Origin of the sequence: Psychrobacter luti (assembly GCF_014192115.1) — a bacterium.
GTDB classification, from domain to species: Bacteria; Pseudomonadota; Gammaproteobacteria; order Pseudomonadales; family Moraxellaceae; genus Psychrobacter; species Psychrobacter luti.
In genome coordinates this window covers 58,609-79,083 of sequence record NZ_JACHXL010000006.1, presented here as the reverse complement: position 1 = coordinate 79,083, position 20,475 = coordinate 58,609, and the positions used below count along the sequence as shown (strand labels likewise).

The 20,475-nt window shown below is 41.9% G+C and carries 17 protein-coding genes; 5 read left to right on the top strand and 12 right to left on the bottom strand.

The annotated features are described in order from the left end of the window. The first annotated feature begins 112 nt into the window (after positions 1-112). The gene (locus FHS24_RS10985; protein WP_183621163.1) at positions 113-1,387 is read left to right on the top strand and encodes a cation:proton antiporter; all 1,275 of its coding nucleotides are present in this window, start codon (positions 113-115) and stop codon (positions 1,385-1,387) included. 116 nt (positions 1,388-1,503) lie between these two features. Here the strand turns inward: FHS24_RS10985 and FHS24_RS10980 are convergent, their stop codons facing one another. The 3 genes from FHS24_RS10980 to FHS24_RS10970 are packed head-to-tail and all read right to left on the bottom strand — an operon-like array spanning position 1,504 to position 4,399. Continuing rightward, complete coding sequence (locus FHS24_RS10980; RefSeq protein WP_227671801.1) at positions 1,504-2,061, bottom strand: DUF2127 domain-containing protein; 558 nt, start codon at positions 2,059-2,061, stop codon at positions 1,504-1,506. Continuing rightward, positions 2,054-3,265 (bottom strand): dihydroorotase, encoded by a 1,212-nt coding sequence (locus FHS24_RS10975; RefSeq protein WP_183621161.1) that lies wholly within the window; start codon positions 3,263-3,265, stop codon positions 2,054-2,056. The genes FHS24_RS10980 and FHS24_RS10975 overlap by 8 nt, the downstream gene beginning before the upstream one ends. A gap of 60 nt (positions 3,266-3,325) precedes the next feature. After that, entirely contained in the window at positions 3,326-4,399 is a 1,074-nt protein-coding gene (locus tag FHS24_RS10970; protein WP_183621160.1) for an aspartate carbamoyltransferase catalytic subunit, read from the bottom strand. A 425-nt stretch (positions 4,400-4,824) separates the two neighbouring features. Between FHS24_RS10970 and FHS24_RS10965 the strand changes: the two genes are divergently transcribed. Next, positions 4,825-5,808 (top strand): class 1 fructose-bisphosphatase, encoded by a 984-nt coding sequence (locus FHS24_RS10965; protein ID WP_183621159.1) that lies wholly within the window; start codon positions 4,825-4,827, stop codon positions 5,806-5,808. Positions 5,809-5,908: 100 nt separating this feature from the next. Further along, on the top strand, positions 5,909-6,703 hold the full coding sequence (locus tag FHS24_RS10960; protein ID WP_183621158.1) for a TrmH family RNA methyltransferase: 795 nt from the start codon (positions 5,909-5,911) through the stop codon (positions 6,701-6,703). A 110-nt stretch (positions 6,704-6,813) separates the two neighbouring features. Here FHS24_RS10960 and FHS24_RS10955 read toward each other — a convergent pair whose 3' ends face one another. The 8 genes from FHS24_RS10955 to FHS24_RS10920 form a co-directional block, all read right to left on the bottom strand. Beyond that, positions 6,814-8,022 carry a cupin-like domain-containing protein gene (locus FHS24_RS10955; protein ID WP_183621157.1) on the bottom strand — a complete coding sequence of 403 codons (1,209 nt, stop codon included), beginning with the start codon at positions 8,020-8,022 and terminating at the stop codon, positions 6,814-6,816. A 326-nt stretch (positions 8,023-8,348) separates the two neighbouring features. Beyond that, on the bottom strand, positions 8,349-9,281 hold the full coding sequence (locus FHS24_RS10950; RefSeq protein ID WP_183621156.1) for an electron transfer flavoprotein subunit alpha/FixB family protein: 933 nt from the start codon (positions 9,279-9,281) through the stop codon (positions 8,349-8,351). Positions 9,282-9,421: 140 nt separating this feature from the next. Further along, positions 9,422-10,171, bottom strand: coding sequence for an electron transfer flavoprotein subunit beta/FixA family protein (locus FHS24_RS10945; protein ID WP_183621155.1), 750 nt, complete (start codon positions 10,169-10,171; stop codon positions 9,422-9,424). Between the two features lie 703 nt (positions 10,172-10,874). After that, positions 10,875-11,087, bottom strand: coding sequence for a cold-shock protein (locus tag FHS24_RS10940; protein ID WP_057758834.1), 213 nt, complete (start codon positions 11,085-11,087; stop codon positions 10,875-10,877). Between the two features lie 368 nt (positions 11,088-11,455). Then, positions 11,456-11,881 carry a hypothetical protein gene (locus tag FHS24_RS10935; RefSeq protein WP_183621154.1) on the bottom strand — a complete coding sequence of 142 codons (426 nt, stop codon included), beginning with the start codon at positions 11,879-11,881 and terminating at the stop codon, positions 11,456-11,458. A gap of 331 nt (positions 11,882-12,212) precedes the next feature. Beyond that, positions 12,213-13,229: a ketol-acid reductoisomerase gene (ilvC, locus tag FHS24_RS10930; RefSeq protein WP_183621153.1), complete on the bottom strand. Its 1,017-nt coding sequence runs from the start codon at positions 13,227-13,229 to the stop codon at positions 12,213-12,215. A 178-nt stretch (positions 13,230-13,407) separates the two neighbouring features. Next, positions 13,408-13,905 carry an acetolactate synthase small subunit gene (gene ilvN / locus FHS24_RS10925; RefSeq protein WP_183621152.1) on the bottom strand — a complete coding sequence of 166 codons (498 nt, stop codon included), beginning with the start codon at positions 13,903-13,905 and terminating at the stop codon, positions 13,408-13,410. After that, positions 13,905-15,617 carry an acetolactate synthase 3 large subunit gene (locus tag FHS24_RS10920; protein WP_201599050.1) on the bottom strand — a complete coding sequence of 571 codons (1,713 nt, stop codon included), beginning with the start codon at positions 15,615-15,617 and terminating at the stop codon, positions 13,905-13,907. Before FHS24_RS10920 ends, ilvN begins: the two co-directional genes overlap by 1 nt. A 966-nt stretch (positions 15,618-16,583) precedes the next feature. Here FHS24_RS10920 and FHS24_RS10915 point away from each other — a divergent pair. Beyond that, positions 16,584-17,084: a DUF4124 domain-containing protein gene (locus FHS24_RS10915; protein ID WP_183621151.1), complete on the top strand. Its 501-nt coding sequence runs from the start codon at positions 16,584-16,586 to the stop codon at positions 17,082-17,084. Positions 17,085-17,187: 103 nt separating this feature from the next. On the opposite strand, the gene FHS24_RS10910 is transcribed toward FHS24_RS10915, so the two are convergent. After that, positions 17,188-18,972, bottom strand: a complete 1,785-nt coding sequence (locus FHS24_RS10910; RefSeq protein ID WP_183621150.1) for an NAD(P)H-hydrate dehydratase — start codon at positions 18,970-18,972, stop codon at positions 17,188-17,190. A gap of 193 nt (positions 18,973-19,165) precedes the next feature. On the opposite strand from FHS24_RS10910, the gene queG reads away from it, so the two are divergent. Beyond that, positions 19,166-20,407, top strand: a complete 1,242-nt coding sequence (queG, locus tag FHS24_RS10905) for a tRNA epoxyqueuosine(34) reductase QueG (protein ID WP_183621149.1) — start codon at positions 19,166-19,168, stop codon at positions 20,405-20,407. The last annotated feature ends 68 nt before the right edge of the window (positions 20,408-20,475 follow it).

The following is a 20,475-nucleotide window of genomic DNA, read 5'->3' as shown; positions in this document are numbered from 1 at the left end:
TTGCTATTCATAGCTGGTATGCAAGCGCAAAAATAACTAAAATAAAAACCCAGTCAATCTTCATAAGTTCTAATCTTAGGACGATTTTTTATCATTATTTGAGACCTTTTTTATGGCTCCTACCAGCAGCTTGACCATACTAGAAATCAGCGCTATTTTTTTATCGATTACCGCCTTACTTACTTATGTGAATCATCGATTCATCGGTCTACCAACGACTATCGGCGTGATGGTTATCTCCATCTTATTATCTATCGGGGCGATATTTTTGGGCTTTTTAGGTTTTGATGAGCTGATTGATTATGAAGTAAGCTTATTGGAGCAGCTTGATTTTACCGAAGTCTTGTTAGATGGCATGCTGTCAATGTTGCTCTTTGCCGGCGCGCTACACGTCAACATTGGCGACTTAAAACGTTATAAATTACCCATTGGTATCCTTGCTTGTATTGGCACTATCGTATCGGCGCTATTAATTGCCGCCGCCCTGTACTTCATGCTGCCACTATTTGGTTTTGGACTGCCGTTTTTGTGGTGCTTATTGTTTGGTGCCTTAATATCGCCGACCGATCCAATTGCCGTGATGGGTATTTTGGCATCAGCAGGCGCACCAAAAAGTATTGAAACCGTCATTGCCGGTGAGTCATTATTTAATGACGGTATCGGCGTGGTTATTTTTGTGCTGCTACTCGGTATTTTATCGAGCGGCGATATTCCAACGGCAAATTATGTCGCCCATACTTTAGCGGTTGAAGCTGGTGGCGGTATTATCTTTGGTTTGATACTCGGCGGCATATTATATTATCTCATAAAGAGCATCGATAGTTACCAAGAGGAAGTGTTACTAACGCTTGCAGGCGTGATAGGCGGCTATGCATTGGCGAGCCATTGGCACTTATCAGGTCCACTTGCGATGGTAATGATGGGATTAATGGTCGGTAATCGCGGACGAGCACTGGCGATGAGTGACAAAACTCGCCATTATATTGACTTATTTTGGGAATTAATCGATGAAATTCTCAACGCTATTTTATTTGTATTAATTGGTCTTGAAGTAGTCATGATTGCCTATTCTGGCAACCTATTTATCGCTGCTGGTTTGACCATTGTTATTGCCCTACTTGCGCGCTTTATCGTTGTAGGTATGACCACCAAAACCTTTCACCGTCAGCTTGATTTACCGACAGGCGCATGGAAGGTGCTGACATGGGGCGGATTACGGGGCGGTATTTCAGTTGCTTTGGTCTTGCAGCTGCCGTCAGGCAGCGAGCGTGATATTTTATTGGCGCTTACTTATGCGGTGGTGATATTCTCTATCTTGGTACAAGGTTTAAGCGTTGGTAAAGTCGCCAAAAGTATTCGCACTGATGAAAAAGTAGCAGAGATATAAACTTTAAATAGTGTTGATTTAGTCGTTTTAGTAAAAAAATCCAGTATAAGAATCATCGCTCATACTGGCTTTTTTAGGTCTATTGAACTCGTTTATTCGTTTGTATAACAGCCTAGTTATATCAAACCCTTGCGCTTCATATTGCGATAAACCACGATGACTATAATAATATTTGATACTAAGATGGCAAGTTTAAACCAGTCAAATGGACTAGCAAACAGATAATAAAGCTCGATAGGAATAAATATCCCGTAGCCTAACACCCCAAACCAATAAGCCCACGTTCTGTCTTGCCACAAGCCATAGGCTTCAAGAAAGCGCAGACTGGCATAAGCAAAAATTAACAATAAGAATACTGGCCAATTCTTGCTTGCCTGCTGAGCAATGCGTACCGCACTATCAACCTGCGGGGCCAGTAACTGTCCAAAGGTTTGCTGCCAAGAAGCGGTCGCTGTCGTAAGCCAGTGCTCAAGATCGCTATGCCATGACCATAAAGCCCCCGCTCCTAATAGTGCACCGACGCCTTTAACTACTTCGTATATTGCAACCGCTTTAATAGATTCGCTAGAGGTACTAGCACTACTACGCGGTGTATGCTGCTGGCTAGTTGAATCTAGGTCGTTATCCTTCGAGGATGGTTGCAGATTATCATCCTGTCGGGGCAAGTTAGCCAAAGAAAGTCTCCACAACGCGACCTTGCAACTGCTGATTAAAGAATGGCGTATTTTTACCATTTGACAGCATAGATTCTGTGGTCACTTGCCATTCGAGATTTGGATCGACCAATACTCCGCCGCCGATACTTTCATACTGATCATTGATACCAGCGATTTTTGCTGGATTGAGGCATATTTTCTCGACCAGTTGATCTAAGGTTAGTACCTCATCACGTACTAGCTGACATGCCAGCGCCATAAACGTATCAAAGTTTGAGATACCGGGCGTGCTCTCAGCAAATGGTGCTTTTTTAGCGGTACTATTTAATGGTTCATGATGACTGCAAATCGCATCAATGGTACCATCTTTTAGCCCACGGCGGATGGCTTGCTGATCCGTATTACTACGCAGCGGTGGTAGTACATAAGCTTGGGCATTAAAGCCTTTTAAATTATCATCGGTTAAGTACAGCTGATGCATTGCCACATCACAAGTCACCGGCAAACCTTTGTCTTTCGCCCAGCGCATCAACTCAATCGAAGACTTACAAGATAGCTGACTAAAATGCGCCGCAATACCCGTTTCTTCCACCATCAATAACTGCGTAGATAAAGCGACTGTTTCCGCAATCCATGGAATCCCTTGCAGACCATGATATGACGCAATATAACCTTCATGCGCGACGCCATCACCAGATAAACTTGGCTCGTCAGGATAAAAGAATACTTTCATATTAAAAGTCGCCGCATATTCCAAGGTACGCAGTAATACTAAATCATTGCGAAAAGGGCGACGCGCATTAGAGACCGCAATACAGCCACCTTTTTTAAGACCAGCAATATTGGAGGGATTCTCTCCACGAAGTCCTTCTGTCAATGCACCTAAAATATGCAAATAAATACCGCCATCACCAAGCGCCCGCTCACGTAAGCCTTTCAATAGCGAGCCGTTTTCTAAAATTGGATTGGTATCAGGCGGAATCACCACATGCAAAAAACCATTACCACGGGCAGCGCGCCCTTCTGACTCTAGGGTGCCGTGTTGTTGTTGCCCCGGTTCACGTAGGCGTGCGCACAAATCAACCAAGGGTGGCAGTAGCCACATTTCACGGTCTGCTGCAACTGCAGCTAATTTATCTTTTGCAGAGCTTGGTAGCGAATCTCTAAATGCTTGAGGAAGATGGTTAATTATCGGCGTATCCGTATTTAACATAGTGGTCATGAGTGTTATTACCGTATCAATAAAATGAGATGAATAAATATAAAACAGCGCGGCAGAGGATTATTTGCTCGCGGCTTGATGAGCGCGCTGACCTTCCATTGCCAGTGACAATACAGCCATACGAATAGCGATACCGTTGTTGACCTGCTTTAAAATCACAGATTGCGCACCATCGGCTACGCTTGAGGCAATCTCAACACCGCGGTTCATCGGCCCTGGGTGCATCACCAAGGCATCAGGTTTAGCCAGTGCCACCCGCTCAGCGGTAATACCATAATGCTTATAATATTCACTCGATGATGCTAGCAGTGGCGAGCCGATACGCTCGTTTTGTATTCTTAATCCCATAATGACATCACAGTCCGTGACACAGTCATTCATATTTTCGTAAACTTGCACGCCGAAACGCTCAATACCTTTGGGTAACAAGGTACGTGGCGCGCAGACACGGATATCTTTAACGCCTAGGGTTTGCAGCGCACTGATATCAGAGCGTGCGACCCGTGAATGCTTGATATCACCAATGATAGCTACTGACAATTCTTCAAATGGGCGCGGCGCTTCACGATGAATAGTCAGCATATCGAGCATCCCTTGGGTTGGATGTGCATGCCAGCCATCACCGCCATTGATAATGGCAATATTGGGCGTTACTTCTGTTGCCATAAAATGGGCCGCGCCTGACGCTGAATGTCGTACTACAAAAATATCTGCCGTCATGGCTTGCAGATTCCACAGCGTATCGCGCAAGCTTTCACCTTTTTTGGTACTAGAGCGTTCGATATCGATGTTTAGTACATTGGCACCAAGACGCTTTTCGGCGACTTCAAAGGTTGTACGGGTACGTGTTGACGGTTCAAAGAACAGATTCATAACCGTATAGCCTTCGAGCTCAGGACGGTTAATAAGCTGCCCATTATCATCAAAGAACGTCTCTGCTTTAGCAATAATGGCCTGCAACTGTGCCTTATTGAGACCCTCTACACCCAAGAAATGGCGAATACTACCATCGTTATTAAGCTGTGGAAGACTTAACGAGCTATTAAGCTTTTGATGAATAGTATCAGGATCGAATTTAGTGTAATCCGTTGGCGAGACGGTCTGGGTAGAGCGACTATCGATAGAATTTGACATAATGGCACGTCTTTATTGTTGGTTTATATGATTTACTAAGCATCATTTATGCGTTTTTTGGCAATTTATGGTCGATAAGCACAGAGACAAGGACATTTTGGCACTTATTTGCTACAATTTACCCCAGTGGCAGTGATAAATATAAAACCGCACAAAACAGAATTCGTCATCTTCTTGGGTAATAGCCATAGACCTGTCATAACCATCATTAAAATCCGCTTATCCAAACGATAAATAAATAATAATAGCGCTAGTGTAGCTGATTTTGTGGTCAGGACAAAGATGCCGTGCGGGGTATTTAAAAATTTACCAGATTTAAGAGCATTAAGTGCGACCTAAAATACTTCTTAAACTCTTATTTTTTTAAATTTATCAGCCTTTATTTTGAATAACATTCATTTCAATAGCCTTTATTAGGAAGCACTATGACAACTTTAGCAAACTATCTAAACGCTCACGCAAGCAACCCTGAACTGAATGACGTGATTACTACCGTGACTGACGTCGGTAAGACCATCTCACAGTTATTGAGAAAAGGGGCGCTTGCAGATATTTTAGGCGAAGCAGGCAATCAAAATGTCCAAGGTGAAGAGCAGAAAAAACTCGACGTGTTGGCTAACGACTTATTATTAGACGCTTTAGCAAAAAACAGCCATTGTGCGGGTGTCGCTTCAGAAGAGCTCGACGATGCCACCCCTGCTAATGCGGATGGCAGTTTACTGGTGTTGTTTGATCCACTTGATGGTTCATCAAATATTGACATTAATATGGCAGTCGGTACTATCTTCTCTATTCTACCGTACCAGCGCCAAGGTCAAATCAGTGAAAATAGTGACTTCCTACAAGCGGGTAACCAACAGCTAGCCGCCGGTTATTTGCTATATGGTACCTCTACGGTATTGGCGCTGACTATCACCGACAATGTTGTGATGTTTAGCTTAGATCCTGATACCGATGAATATGTTCTTATAGAAGAAAATGTCACCATCGATGCTGACACCAGCGAATATGCCATCAATGCGTCAAACTATCGCTACTGGCGCGCACCGATGCAACAATATATCGACGAGCTTATCGCTGGCGAAACTGGTGTTCGAGGTCGCGATTTCAATACACGTTGGGTAGCTGCGATGGTCGGTGATGTGCATCGTATTTTATGTCGTGGTGGGCTTTTCACTTATCCATTTGATAAGAAATATGCCAATAAAGCAGGCAAACTACGCCTTATGTATGAGGCCAATCCAATGAGTTTGTTGATTGAGCGTGCTGGCGGCGGCGCTACTGATGCGGTCAATCGTATCTTGGATATAGCACCAACTGATATTCACCAACGTGTCCCTGTGGTACTTGGCAGCAAAAATGAGGTCGAATACGTTAAAACCCTACACGTAAATTATACCGATAAATAAGTGAGTCGAGCCAATCTGCTAACCGTCATTGTAAAGCCATATAATTAATAGGCCTTATAATGACAGTTTAAATTTTCTATATTTTTTTTAAGCGATCATTATGGTAGCAAATCCCACCGAGCTTATTACCTCAGATAAGAATACGACGGTCAAGCTTGTCAAAGGCTTATTGACACAAGCGCGCCAACGCAAAAAGCAAGGTCAAACCGTCATTGAGGGTGTGCATTTAATCGATGCCGCTTTGCGTAGCGATTATCCGTTTGTTCAAATATTGGTTTCTGAAGCCGCACAGCATCATCCTGAAGTGCAGCAGATTTTAACGCGCCTGCCTACTTATACACCTATTTTGACTTTGTCCGATGCACTGTATGAGAGTATTCGTAGCTTGGGTACTGGCATCGACATTATGGCGCTGATTAATATACCAGCACCCAGATTAGCAGCGATTAGTAACGATTGTCTTATTCTCAATGATGTTCAAGATAATGGCAATGTTGGCACGCTACTACGCACTGCCGCAGCAGTTGGCATACACAATATCCTATGTACCAGTAGTACAGCGCAAGCATGGTCACCAAAGACGCTTAGAGCAGGTATGGGTGCGCAGTTTGCCTTAACGATTTATGAACATCTAAGTGTGCAAGATATTTTGGATTACGTGCAAACGCCACTATTTGCGACCAGCTCACATACTGACACTATGATTTATCAACACGATTTAAAGCAACCTATTGCTTGGATTATGGGACATGAAGGCCAAGGCGTGTGCGATGAGCTGATGCAGTGTGCCACCCCCATCGCTCTGCCTCAACCTAACGGCCAAGAAAGTCTGAATGTCGCCATTGCAGGCTCATTGTGCTTATATGAGACGTTGCGTCAGAGAGAATATACTTAGCATTATTGTTGAATATATCGATAAGCACTTATTAAAAAATGACTGATAGCGCTATCGCGTTATTAGTCATTTTTAGTTTAATAACAAGCTAGATTTTTTAATCCTACATCTCAACTCTGTGTTTCATTAAAGCTCTCAGCATAGTTATTTGGTGCATTAAAGTTTGTGAAGCTGACGCTAATAGATTTATCTAATCCTCCTACGCAATGCCACCACCCAATAGGAATGAATAACGCATCCCCTGCATCAATCGTGACTTCAACTGGGGTCACATGCTGCATTAACGGATGTTTTTTCAAATCAAAATTGGGGAAATCTACTTCACTATACACGTGCAAATCATTATAGAGCCAAGGCACTTGCCAAGCTGGAATCAAAGTTACCTTCTTAGAGCCATACACTTGAACCAACATATTGTTAGTCAAGTCATGATGGAGCGGCGTAAAGGTACCTTTGGGTCCCATCCAAAAATACGTACTAAAAGCTGCATCATTATCTAAAAGCTGGCGGTAGCCCTCACCAAAATCACCTATATCATCAAGTGCTGGTCTAATGGTTTCAACGTTTTGTTGAGTGTTATTGGCAGTCATATAATAGTTATTACTTTCGCCGTCATTTTCTATCATATTGACAAATTCAGACATCAGCATAGATTTGCGATACTTATCAGAATGCCGTTCAAAAAGTGCATCATTTTCGCGATCAAACTGCACCTCAATTTCCGCATCTCCTAAGAAATCAGCAAAGTATTGTGGACTCCATTTTTTAAGAGCAGGCCAATGATCAATGCCTTTTTTAAGTACCACAGGCTTGTGCTTGCTATAGTAATCTCTAATAAATATCTCAAAAGCTGGCGTATCGATGATATCAAGCTGCTGGTTGTAACCGGCATCCAATCTAGCCAATTGATCACAAGTTTCAAGTAGCCATTCTCGCTTTTTTAGCGTTTTGGCAGTCTTTATACCCGCTCGCAAATAAGGACTTTTTGAAGCCGTTTGTATCTCTAGTGCAATCTCTGGCTCACTAAACCCCTGCTGTGCCAATACGTTCGCGATACTGCCTTTACTCTTTCCCTCAAGTAAATTAGTAGCGACCCATTCTTTCCAATTATTTGGCAGCCTACGAATGGGTTGTTTGCTGTCATTCACCACTGGCTCTAATTCATCATTTAAAGCAGCTTTTATCTGGGCATCTGAAAAGCGATTGCTTTTTAACGTTTCAACGATTGTCTCTGTTTGGACACCGCGTATTATATTCGTTGCTACCCACTCATGCCATTCTTGAGGTAAGCGTGCTACCACGTTTAATCCTGCGCTCATTAGTATCTCCTAATCCCTTATGTACTAATCCATTGTTATATACAGTGTTATGAGTAAACTCTCACTAGAATCCACCCATAACAATCACCTGACTACCACTTAGCCACAGGCACTGTCATAAAGCTATTTATCTAAAATTACACTAAATTAGTAGACTAAATTTTAGTCTATCATAGTGATTGAGCTAATAGAATCGAAATTAACTGTCGAAGTATCAGCTATTATCAGAATTTGTATTTTTATATAAAAAAACCTCCGACTCATTGAACCGGAGGCCTTCAAAACTATCATAAATTAAGCAATATTAAGCACTTAACCGTTAATAACTAAATCTTGCTAGTCAGCTCAGGCAACGCTTCAAACAAATCAGCTTCTAAGAAGTAATCAGCAACGCTAGCGATCGGCGCTTCTGGGTCATTGTTGATAGCAACGATGACTTTAGAATCTTTCATACCCGCTAAATGCTGAATAGCTCCTGAGATACCAGCCGCGATATAAAGCTGCGGTGCCACGATTTTACCCGTTTGACCGACCTGCATATCGTTTGGTACATAGCCTGCGTCAACAGCAGCACGTGATGCACCAACAGCAGCACCAAGTTTGTCAGCTAATGGCTCAATGTATTTAGTGAAGTTTTCACCATTTGCCAGAGCACGACCACCAGAAACCACGATGCCTGCTGAAGTCAATTCAGGACGGTCAGATTTGGCCATCTCTTCATTAACAAAGCTTGCTTTACCAGTCTCTTGCACGTTGTCGATAGCTTCAACAGACGCTGAACCACCTTCACTTGCTACTGGATCAAACGCTGTCGTACGTACTGTCATGACTACTTTATCTTCTGTAGTCTTAACCGTTGCCGTGGCGTTACCTGCATAGATAGGACGCTCAAACGTTTGTGCATCTACCACGGCAGAGATTTCTGACAACATGCTCACGTCAAGTAAAGCTGCAACACGTGGCATGAAATTCTTACCAGTGGTGGTAGCAGGTGCAATGATATGGCTATAATCGCCAGCAATATCAGCAACCAATAGCGCAACGTTACCAGCCAATTGATGCTCATAAGCGGCGTTATCTGCTAATAATACTTTTGTCACGCCCTCTGCTTTAGCTGCTTCATCAGCTGCCGCTTGTGCGCCACTACCCGCCACCAATACATGGACATCATCGCCCATTTGTTTAGCAGCAGCGATAGTGTTTAAAGTTGCCTTTTTTAGACTGGCATTGTCATGTTCTGCATATACCAAAATTGCCATTGTTTTTGTCCTTTATTTATTCGTATCATCTATTCATGCGGTTGTTTGTGTACAGCGTTATTCATCCAGTTAGCTTAAATATTAAACTACTCAGACCTCATAACGTTGCACAGGATATGCCGTAACAAAGTATTCAAGCATTAAATAACTTTTGCTTCATTTCTTAGCTTATCGACCAACTCGTCAACTGAACCCACTTTGATACCAGCTTTACGCTCAGCAGGTGGCACGACTTTGATAATTTCTTGCTTAGAGGCCATATCAACACCAAAATCAGCAGGCGTTTTCTCATCAAGTGGCTTTTTCTTCGCTTTCATGATGTTAGGCAATTTAGCATAACGTGGTTCATTCAAACGTAAGTCAGTGGTAATAACCGCTGGTAAATCAAGCGCTAGGGTCTGTAAACCACCGTCGATTTCACGAGTGACATTTACTTTACTGCCGTCAACTTTTACTTCTGATGCAAACGTGCCCTGACCGATACCCATCAATGCCGCTAGCATCTGACCGGTTTGGTTATTGTCGTCATCAATAGCTTGCTTACCCAACAGGATAATATCGGTAGATTCAGACTCAGCGATACTTTTTAGGATTTTAGCGATTTGTAGTGGATAAGGTTTTGCATCAGTCACTACCAAGACACCACGGTCAGCACCCAACGCTAAAGCTGCACGAATCTGCTCTTGTGACTCTTTTGGACCGATTGAGGCAACAATGATTTCATCAATCACGCCTGCTTCTTTTAGACGAACCGCTTCTTCAACAGCAATTTCATCAAAAGGGTTGATTGACATTTTAGTGTTAGATAAATCTACGCCAGAATTATCAGCTTTTACACGAACTTTTACGTTGTAATCAATGACACGCTTGACCGCTACTAATGCTTTCATACGTTCCTCGTTTATTAATGTTATGAATTAAAAATTGCCAGTTAAGAACCAAAGGTTCATCTTTTTCAAACTGTTTTCAAATCGTCGTTCAAAATATCACTAAAGGTTATTACCACATTAACAGAAATTTTAACTAAACACTCATAAGCCAATCACCAAAAGTGTATTGGCATAATACTTGCTTTTTACTAATAATCAAAATTTAAAAGTAAAATATTAAAACCTGTTAAAGCTAAGCCAACCGTAATTATCAGACCCATCTATCTTGCGTGAGCACGGTGCTAAGGTCAAGACAACGCCGTGAATAATGCGTCATAAATTTGTCACCACTGTTGCAAAAAGCGTCTATAAGCACATAAATTAACGCTTTATCTAATTAAAAGTCTTAGACGGTACAGTATTTATCAAGCTTTTCGCCTTTTGCTCACTGACCGCTAGTTGAATATACTTTACTTTAAGCTTCTACTACAGCTAAAACATATCACTCTAGTTGAAACCAATGAGAACAAGTTTCATAGCCTCAAATATTTAGTCTATTTCCTTGGAAAAATCGCATAAAAAAAGCAACCTGATGAGAGGTTGCTTTTTTTTAAAGTCTAAACAGTATTTTTATTGTTTTAACAAACAAAGGCATCAATGCTTATTAATAATCTTTTGCTATCAAGTAAACTGATAAATCAGTATAACTCAATAATCAGCAAGATTAGATAGCTTCGATTTGCTCAGCTTGTGGGCCTTTTTTGCCATCACCTAAGATGAAAGACACTTTTTGGCCTTCGGCTAGAGTTTTGAAACCGTTACCTTGGATAGCGCTGTAGTGAGCGAATACGTCTTGTCCGCCATTGTCTTGAGCGATAAAACCAAAACCTTTAGCTTCATTAAACCACTTTACAGTGCCTTCAACTTTATCTGACATAAATTTTCCTAACTCTTTAACTGTTGGCGAGACGTGTGTCATCACCGATTAATTGATATATACTCAAGTATTTTCTGCTGAATGCGACGGCTTAAACCCTTGATATATCTACAAGACATATCATTTGTTCTTACCTCAAATCCTTTGAGTACAGGCTGATTATAACAGCTTTTCTCAACTGCAACAGGTTAAATTACTTTTTTTTGTAAATAATTCATTGCTTATGTAAAGGTTTTAGTTAGCTTGACAGCAATCCATCTAAGACATTGATTTTCATAATTATTTGTCGTTATTTAGCAATCCATAACGGATGCTAATCACATTTTTCTGAGCGATAAAGTCAATGAATTAATGGTTTAGCTTGATATCTATTGCGCTAACGGTAGCCATGGTGACGATAGTACCAGCAGACATAGGGCAAAAAATATCAAGGAAAACGATTGGCTATAAGCGATGTACTTAGCTGGAACGACCAAGTCTTTCGGCGAATCTGGTATGCCTTTACGTTTGAGTAGCCGTGTGCCATATATCCAGCCATAGATGGTATAGATACTATAAGCAACCGGAACTGCAAGTGCTAATGGCGCTAGATCGATAACATATAAGGCAACAGTCGAGACAAAAAACCAGGCGGTATCAATCAAGGAGCTGATTTGGAAAAACTTGGATTTTGGCAGCTTACCCTGATTGCTTTTGAGCATCTCCCCTTCTATCCATATCAAAACAGCCACGACAGCGCTCAGAGTAATATATGCGAATTGCGGCGTTAGCCAGTTAGGATTTGGTATTTGCACAACAGACAACCTGTAATCAAGAAAAATAAGAATAAGAGTACCAAGCGCTTTCATCTTTAGCAGTCGATTGGTTCAAATAAAACAAGTGTTTAAATACAAAGCGTCTTTAAACAATACAATGTCATTTATAAAAATGATGAAGGCTTTCTATATGAGGCAGAGATGATGTGTTTTCAACCAATCTCAAAGCAATTGACATGAAAACCTTACTTAGCTTATTGAAATAATAGCCATTAAAAAACCCGCGCCATCAAGTGATAACACGGGTTTTGGATTCTAGATGATTAAAATGATAGAGAGTTGATTAATCGCTTAATCGCCTTCTAGCAAATTAGTTTTTGTCTTTATCGATGATTTTGTTGCCGCCAATCCAAGGCATCATACCGCGCAGTTTAGCACCAGTCACTTCGATTTGGTGCTCGGCGTTGTTACGACGACGTGCGGTCATTGATGGATAGTTGGTTGCGCCTTCACTGATGAACATTTTCGCATATTCACCCGATTGGATGCGTTTTAGCGCATTACGCATGGCTTCACGTGATTGCTCGTTGATCACTTCAGGACCAGTCACATATTCGCCGTACTCAGCGTTGTTACTGATTGAGTAGTTCATGTCAGCGATGCCGCCTTCATACATGAGGTCGACGATAAGCTTTAGCTCATGTAAGCACTCAAAATAAGCCATTTCTGGTGCATAGCCGGCTTCAGTTAGGGTTTCAAAGCCCATTTTAACTAGCTCAACAGCGCCGCCACAAAGTACCGCTTGCTCACCAAATAAGTCAGTTTCAGTTTCATCTTTAAACGTAGTTTCGATGATTCCTGAACGACCACCACCAACACCAGCAGCATAAGATAATGCTAACTGCTTAGCTTGACCTGATGCATCTTGGTAGATAGCGATTAAATCTGGGATACCGCCGCCTTTAGTAAATTCTGAGCGTACGGTATGACCTGGTGCTTTTGGTGCAACCATAATGACATCAAGATCGCCACGTGGAACCACTTGGTTATAATGAATCGCAAAACCATGAGCGAAAGCCAATGTTGCGCCTTCTTTAATATTTGGTTCAATCTCGTTGTTATAAAGCTCTTTTTGGAACTCATCAGGCGTCAAAATCATAATCACGTCAGCAGCTTTTACCGCTTCTTCTACTTCAGCAACTTTTAGACCAGCGTTTTCCGCTTTTTTCCATGAGCTAGAGTTGGCGCGTAGACCAACGGTCACATCGACGTCTGAATCTTGTAAGTTAAGTGCGTGTGCATGGCCTTGTGAACCGTAACCAATAATCGCAACTTTTTTACCTTGGATAATAGATAGATCACAGTCTTTGTCATAATAAACGTTCATAAATAGAGTCCTTTTCCTAAATCATGGCTGGCCATGGATAAATAAACGCTTAGATTACAGTCACTATCGTAAAGTGATTTGCCATATAAGCGCTATGTTAAGTGTTGAATAACGAAGTTTAAAACCATATATGTTGAAATACTAAGCTTGAAACTATAAATTTTGCAATAAACGCTGATTATAAGCTTAGCGTTTTTTCGCCGCGTGCAATACCAATCACACCCGAACGTACGACTTCCATGATACGTTCGCGACCAATCACATCGATAAAGCCATCAAGCTTGGCTTTGTCACCGACGATTTGAATGGTATAAAGATTTGAATTCACATCAACGATTTGTGCCCGGAAAATATCGGCGCTGCGTTTAATCTCTTCACGTACACCACCTGTCGCCCGTACTTTGATTAGCATGAGCTCGCGTTCGACGTGTACGTTATCCGATAGATTAAGCACTTTAACCACTTCAATCAATTTATGCAATTGCTTGGTGATTTGTTCTATTTTTTCAGGTGAGGTAATCGTTGTTAACGTTAAACGAGAAATGCTCGGATCGTCTGTTGGCGCAACGTTTAGCGTTTCAATGTTGTAGCCGCGTTGAGAGAACAAACCGACCACTCGCGACAACGAACCCGCTTCGTTTTCCATCAATACCGAAATCAGATGTTGTTGTTGCATTAGGTACGCTCCCCTTTTGTTAACCACATATCACGCATCGCTTGCCCAGCAATTTGCATCGGATACACATGCTCGTTACGATCGACATAAACGTCGATAAATACTAATTTATCTTTCATCGCCATAGCTTCCGCCAACTGTGCTTCCATAGTCGCAGGATCAGTAATCTTAATACCGACGTGACCATAACTTTCAGCCAACTTGACAAAATCTGGTAGTGAATTCATATAAGAATGGGCGTGACGGCCTTCATACAGCATGTCTTGCCACTGCTTTACCATCCCTAATTGGGCGTTATTTAAGTTTAGGATTTTAACTGGCAAATCATATTGCAAGCAGGTTGAGAGCTCTTGGATATTCATCTGAATAGAGCCTTCACCAGTAATACAAACCACATCGCGCTCAGGATTAGCAAGTTTTGCTGCCATTGCGTATGGCAGGCCAACGCCCATGGTACCAAGACCACCTGAGTTTAGCCATTGACGTGGCTCATTGTAAGTATAGTAAAGCGCAGCAAACATCTGATGCTGACCGACGTCACTGGTGATAATCGCATTACTATTAGTCACTTTATCTAAGGCTTGCACGACCGCTTGTGGCTTAATGCCATCATCGGTACTGGTGTCATAACGTAGGCCATGACGCTTACGCCACTCATTAATTTGTGACCACCAATCTAAGAGTGCATGTTGCTCTAACTCTTTATCATCACCGACAATATCTAGTATATCGGTAAGGACGGATTTGACATCGCCTACGATCGGAATATGCGCATTAATCGTTTTTGAAATGGATGTAGGATCAATATCGATATGAATAATCGTCGCATTCGGACAGAATTTTTTGACATTATTGGTCACGCGGTCATCAAAACGCGCCCCAATTGCCAAGATGACGTCCGCATGATGCATGGTCATATTGGCTTCATACGTGCCATGCATACCGAGCATACCCAAGAACTGACTATCAGAGCCAGGGAACGCACCCAAGCCCATTAAGGTATTGGTTACGGGTAAGTTTAAGCGATGCGCAAGCTTAGTCAGCTCTTTATGTGCATTGCCTAAAACAACACCGCCACCAGAGTAAACAATCGGTCGCTTAGCGGCAAGTAGCGTTTCAACCGCCTTTTTAATCTGACCACTATGACCTTTTAATGACGGCTGATATGAGCGTATAAATACCTCTTTTGGATATTCATAAGCAAATTTTTCGCTAGGCGCCGTCATGTCTTTTGGCACATCGATGACCACAGGACCTGGGCGTCCAGACTGGGCAATATAAAAAGCTTTTTTGACAATCATAGGAATTTCGCTAGCATGGCGTACTTGAAAGCTATGCTTCACGATAGGACGCGATACACCGACCATATCCGTTTCTTGGAAGGCATCTTCACCGATTAGGCTACTAGGAACCTGACCTGCGATGACCACCATCGGCACAGAATCCATAAACGCTGTAGCAATAGCCGTCACTGTGTTGGTAGCGCCTGGACCTGAAGTCGCTAAGACCACCCCTGTCTGACCTGTTACTCGCGAATAAGCATCTGCCATATGACCGGCTGCTTGCTCATGACGTACTAAAATATGCTCGATATTCTCTTGTTGAAACAAGGCATCATAAATATGCAGAACAGCACCGCCTGGGTAGCCAAAAATATATTTGACCCCTTCATCGGTTAGTGATTGTACCAACATCTCAGCACCAGATAGCATCACAGGCTCGGCGCTACCTTCAGCAAGGCGTTGTTGCTTATCTTCAAAATTTTTGGCGGCATTACCCGTTTGGGTATGTCCAGTCATATTTGGACTTTGCGTGGTTTGCGTCACTGTCATCACCTTTTTTTGTGGCAAGTATTTGCATTCATGTATAAGAGAAAACCACGATATTTACATAGAGTGGTCTGGCTATTAAAATAAATACGAATCCTTGTCCATATCAAGAATGTGTGCCTACCATATCTAAGTAACGCTGTTTTATAAGACAGCAAGCCACTCAAACACAGCAATATATGTAAGATCAGTATTGTGACAGGAGTTTATCGATAGACAAGTGACAAGATGCGAATGCATCTATAAAAGAAGCTTATTATTTGTGATGAATACGAGCTTACGCTAGTAATAAATAAATCGATACCGCATGAAAAAACAAATCTCAAAATGGTTACCACATTATAGGATTTCTAAATCTTATAACCTGTTTGATGAGTAAATGTTATAACCACACATTATGCCCTATTTTTACTACAGCCAAATCTTAGCAAACACACTAATAATAAGTTTATCTTAGTCATTGTAGACGGATAAGTCCGGAGACAATAAATATAGAATCTGATAACCATTTCGATAATGACCATCTATTTTATACTCTTGTCACAAAGAGAATAAAGCTAAGCGAGCTACTGATAAGCAACCGCTAGTCCTCATTTTCAAGTGCCACGGCAATATCATAAAAGCCGCTCACTGACCAATCAACTGCTATTATATTCGATGGTTTCAGCACCATTGTCAAGAAAAACTTCTAAACCCTATCCCTAACTATTAGTTATTAAATAATGTACATTTATAAGTATTATTTGCTAGAATCAAACGCTAATGTATTTATATTGTTATTAAGACGTTTAAATATTATCCTTAACTGATAAATATATCCGTTTTTTACCTATTAAGAGGATTGTTACCATGGCATATGCGTCTACGATAAATACCGCTGCCAAACTGCTTATGAGTATTAGCACGGCGTGTATGCTCATGCTACCAATCAATGCCAGTCATGCCATTCAGGTCTATAAATCTATCGGCGCGCATGGTGAGGTGAAATACAGCCAACATGCCCCACAAAATGGTAGAAATATCGAAGTGATTGAATTTCGCAGTGATGGCAGACAAAGTAATGCTGGACAATTGGCCGGTAAGACCGAAGCCAACCAAGCGGCACCGCAAAGCGCAGAAGAACAGCGTGTGGCCCAGTTAGAAGCGCGTATAAAAGAACAAGAAGCGCAAGCCAACGCCCAACGTTGCCAGTCATTACGTAACAATTTGACCAATCTAAATGTTGGCGGACGCATTTATGAGATGGATGCCAATGGTAAACGTCAATATTTAGATGGACGTGAAATTGAGCTAAAGCGTGAGCGCGTCCAGCAAGCCATCAACCAATATTGTAATGGTACCAAAACCTAGTTTTAATCATTTTTTAATAATGTTAGCACCGCTCTATTTAATGCTTATCCGTGATTAATTATATAATTATTAATGTCATACTCATTACTTACTGAGTTATTCATTATTCATTAAGCAATTGCATAACATGACGAATAGCAGCGGGCATATCTTGCGCTTGTAAGCCTCGTTGACCGACCAATAATGACCTATTGTGATTGGTCATATTTAATCTCTCCGTCTGTTTGACTAAAAAGTCTCCTGCCAATCCATGAAGAAGAACCGCTTGGTGTAAACTACGCGCGTCTTCGTTTAAATCCTGCTGCGCGAGCAATCCTACAATTACACCCGATAACACATCGCCCATGCCAGCACTTGCCATGCCAGCGTTACCCACGCCGCAAACATAAACATGATGCTCCGCTTCATCCTGTTCCAAAATTAAAGACCCTGCGCCTTTTAATACCCAATCTCCTCCATAGTTTTCGGTACACTGATTTATCGCTGCTAACCTATCAGCTTCTACCTCACTAATTTTTTTATTTAATAACTTAGCGGCTTCACCACTATGCGGGGTGAAACAAACCTGATGTTGTGCGCTATGCTCTTTTAGCTGTGTGATTAATTGATGCTCATCGAGCTGCAATGCTGCCAAATGATACAGACCGTCAGCATCAATAATTATCGGCTTACCTGCTGCTATCGCAGCTTCAATATAAGTGATAAACACTGCTTTTTCTTTCTCATCACGGCCCAGTCCCATACCGATAGCCACCACACTGGCTTCCTTGATGAGGTTTTTTACCCCATCGGTATCATGTAAATTCATTGTCATTGCATCTGGTAACGACGTTAAGAGAGCCCCATGAAATGCTTCATGACAGGCAACAGTGATTTTACCTGTGCCTGTTGCCATCGCACTCGAGGCCGAAAGGATGGCGGCACCGCCCATACCTTGGGAGCCATCAATGCGATTACCCCCAATAATTAATACGTGTCCATAACTGCCCTTATAGCTATTTTGTCGACGGGGACTTAAATGATGCGCAGTCCTCAGTAATTTGGCAGCTGGTTTAAAGGCCGTATTACCCACTTGATAAGGTATCAGCGGTATATCAATCACCTCTCCGCTATAATCCATACCATCCTTGGTATGTAAACCAAATTTACGCGCAATTAAACATAGTGTTATATCAGCTTGTACCGCTATATGGTCGAATACTTGGCCAGTTGAAGCAACCAATCCGCTAGGAATATCAACTGCAATTGTCAAAGCACTATCATACTGAGTAGCAGCATTAAAGGCGCAAATTGCCTGCTTATGAATACCTGCAGGCGCGCGATCTAAACCAATACCAAATAGCGCATCGACATAGACATCTGCTTGCTGATGTTTATGTAATTTCTCACTATTATTGTTATTATCATTATAATTACTGTTTTCAAAACACTGATAAGAACAATTGGCAGACAGTGCTATCTGTAGCGCCTTTTCTGCATCCGATAGCGCACTTTCCTTATTAAGACATTGCGTTGTATTAGCTATCTCAAACTCATGACTATCAAAACCAACGGCTATGACCTCTACTTGCCAGCCCATTTGCTGCAAATAATAAGCAATCAGCCAACCGTCGCCACCGTTATTCCCCTTGCCGACCCAAATACTGACTCGATGCTGATAAGTAGGACGATGGCAAAATTCAATCTTATCTGAAGCACATTTTTTTAGGGATTTTTGCTCATAAAGCACCGCAATATACTGTGCCATTTGCCATGCCGCTTGCTTCATCAACCCAAAACTATCATAACCGTCGGCAAACCATGCCTTCTCCATAGCATAGAGTTGCTCGCTGCTATGGAGAGCGATAGGCATGGTCGTGTTTGCTAATAAATTGACTGGTACTGGCATGACTGCTTCTCGCTTATTTTTGTCTGAGAGCTTTGTTATTTTAATAATAGGATAAGGTGTAATCCATATGAGCTTATTCAAATGCTATATTCGATTAGATATAGTCTGAATACAGATTTTTCTATTTTACTACTTGCGCTCTTAGCTCACTGGCTTATCATACAGCTATTCACATTATCATTTATAGCTCACTATGAATAGCAAATCCAAACCTACTCAGTCTCAATTAACACAGCCAAACACACAGACATTAGAAGCGCAGACGTCTGCTCCCAATCATCCACGACAAACAAAAATTAACGTTAGTAATGCACTAACATTTACAACGCCATCTGATGTTAAGCAATGGATTAAAGCCCAAGCCCAAGCATTAGGCTTTGCTGACTGTGGTTTTTTATCGGTACATCATCCTTTATTTATTCAGCAGACGGAGCGACTGCAGCAATGGTTGGCTAAGGGTTATGAAGGGCAATTGCAGTTTATGCATAATAACCACCAGCTACGCGCCTATCCCGAACAGCTGGTCGAAGGCGCGAAAACCATCATCAGTGTGCGCATGGATTATTTAACCCAAACTCCTACGCCACGAACAGTCACTGATAATGCTTACCCCAATCAAGGTATTATTGCCCGTTATGCTAGAGGCCGTGATTATCATAAAACGATGCGTAGTCGCCTTAAGCAATTGGCATTAAAAATCGAAGCCATGCTTCCTGAATGGCAGCATCTTAATATTAGCTCAGAGCAAGATTTTATTTTTAGACCTTTTAGTGATTCTGCCCCTATTTTTGAGCGACCTATTGCCGATGCAGCGGGGCTTGGCTGGACAGGCAAACATACACTGCTCATAAACAAGCAAGCCGGCTCATTTTTTGTACTGGGCGAGCTGTTTATGAGCCTCGAGCTACCCGATGATGAGCCAGTCAAAGAGCATTGTGGTAGCTGCAGCGCTTGTATCGACATTTGCCCTACCCAAGCTATTATCGCGCCCTATGAGCTTAATGCCTCCGCCTGTATCTCTTACCTCACCATTGAGCACGATGGCATCATTGATAGCAAATATCGCCGCGCCATTGGTAATCGCATCTTTGGCTGTGATGACTGTCAGCTTATTTGCCCATGGAATCGCTACGCCAATCTGACATCGGTAGAAGATTTTGCGCCAAGGCACAATCTTGATAGCAGCAGTTTGCTTGAACTATGGCAATGGCAAGAAACAGAGTTTATGAAAAAAACTGAAGGTAGCCCACTTAGGCGCACGGGCTACGTGAACTTTTTACGTAATATTGCTATCGCTCTTGGCAATGCGAATGGTAGCGCACAAATAATAACTGAGCTCCGCACAAAATTGGGCGTCCATAATGCTATGCTTGATGAACATATTACTTGGGCTATCAAAGAGCAACAGGAAAAATTAGAAAGTTTTGAGCGATAACTTCTATATCAAATAGATCAAACAAAAAAATGCCTCTTATTCTAGTAAGAGGCATTTTTAGCATATAA